The sequence below is a fragment of the Collinsella aerofaciens genome (genome assembly GCF_015557435.1).
Classification (GTDB): Bacteria; Actinomycetota; Coriobacteriia; order Coriobacteriales; family Coriobacteriaceae; genus Collinsella; species Collinsella aerofaciens_Z.
In genome coordinates, this window is record NZ_JADNOH010000065.1 from 1 (window position 1) to 1629 (window position 1629).

1 protein-coding gene is annotated in these 1629 nt (G+C 53.2%); it reads right to left on the minus strand.

Annotated features, from left to right (window positions below):
- Positions 1-67: 67 nt before the first annotated feature.
- Positions 68-1225 carry a hypothetical protein gene (locus I2G43_RS06130; RefSeq protein WP_195535470.1) on the minus strand — a complete coding sequence of 386 codons (1158 nt, stop codon included), beginning with the start codon at positions 1223-1225 and terminating at the stop codon, positions 68-70.
- Positions 1226-1629 lie beyond the last annotated feature (404 nt).

The window sequence follows — 1629 nt, forward strand, 5'->3', positions numbered from 1 at the left end:
CCGGTTCCGTGGCGGCGGCATCGCGCGCAGCCGACCGAGGGCGTCCGGAAGTGAGCGGGGCACCCGTCTAGCGACCGATTTCCAGCCAATTGCACAGCACGTTGGCTCGTAACTCCATTTCCGCCGTCTTTTGTGCCCTGGTTTTGCACCTATAGCGCAATTCCAAACGCGAGCAAAGACTTCGCACGATCGCATCAAGCTGCTCGGCATCGTTAAGCATGTCGTGTGTAACCAGGAAGACGTCATACCCCATACTTTGCAGCGCCGTCATGCGTTTGGCATCGTGGTCGAGCGCGGCGCCTGATCCATGGATGACCTCTCCCTGAATCTCCACGATGCCTGCCTTCATTATGGTTGGATTCACGATCGCGATATCCCCGTAGCAGACTTTTTGCCCTGCAATGCTCTGTGCCGATGCGGTAAGCGGCGTAAGATCGTTGACGTAAACGTTTCTAAAGCCGGCACCGCCGCGAGAGCGAGGAAGCGATAGCAATAAAATTCCTGCAACTTCAAGCGGAGAAGCGGCTATACCCGTCACCAGTTGCGCGGCGTTGTAAAATTTCGTACCCCACTTTCGATTTTTCATCCTACTGGCGTACTCATGAAGCTCGTGTAATTCGATGAGCGGCTTCCTCATCCAGAGCGAAGTGCCTTTTAGCTTTGTGACCTCATTCATTTTCCTTTGTCCGTTGGGCCCCTTCGCATTTACCTGTTCTTTGACTTTTATGCGCGAATAAACGCGTTTCCATTGTGGTTCTTCTTGGCTTTCATCAAGGTCAAAGAGGGATTCGGTTGTTGCATTCTCGGCAGCGTCTTTGGCTTTGTCTAGTTCCGCTTCTGCTGCGGCGGTGGGCTCAAAGACTGAGAACCATCCGCAGAATTCGTACATGGCAAGGACAAGATCTGTTGGAGACACAAAGCGCGCCATGGTAAATAGCGTCGGAAGTGGATTGGTAACTCTAAAGCTCATCGCGGTTTCCAGCGTGCTGTCCACCCCAGAAACATCATCACAGTGAATGGTTGTCCGTAATCCCGAATGGTAGTTAACGCCACCGGGCACTGTTGTGGTAATAATCGGGGTCTTGAGGACGTCGGTTACGAAAGGGGCTTGGGATAGAGCTCGCCAGCCGTCTTCGGAGTTGGGAAGGCGCGGGTAGAGGTCGCGCACCTGCGGCGGGCAGCGCCAGTAGCGGAATGCGGTGTTTGCGCAGACGATTTCGTCCATTTGCGCCTCCCCTGGTTTCGGCTGCGGGCCGTGTGGATTACGGGCAAGGTCGATTATCTACCGGGGCATCATGCGGGTAAGTACCGGAAGCTGACCAAACGCTGACAAAAAGCTTGACGAGTTCTGCCGAAAAAGCGTTGTGTGATAGAAATCCGCTGGAAGGAGCTCTGGGCGTGTGGTCCCTGTCTTCACATTTGCGTATGAATCACATGGGGAATTCAATGAAAATACGCATGCGTTTTATGCAAAATGTGCAATGACGTCAGCAAAAAAGGGTGCGATAAAAAATGACGCCTTAGACGACTACGATTAATTTTTGGTGTCAGTTTTGGTGTCACCCTTGGTGTCAAAAAGACGATATGAGAAAGCCATTGGGGCCGCCTCCCCCGCGGCGCAGCTTCTTT

Bases quoted from the DNA above. Each gene is read 5' to 3' on its own strand.
- I2G43_RS06130 (WP_195535470.1), bottom strand. From the start codon at position 1,225: ATGGACGAAATCGTCTGCGCAAACACCGCATTCCGCTACTGGCGCTGC.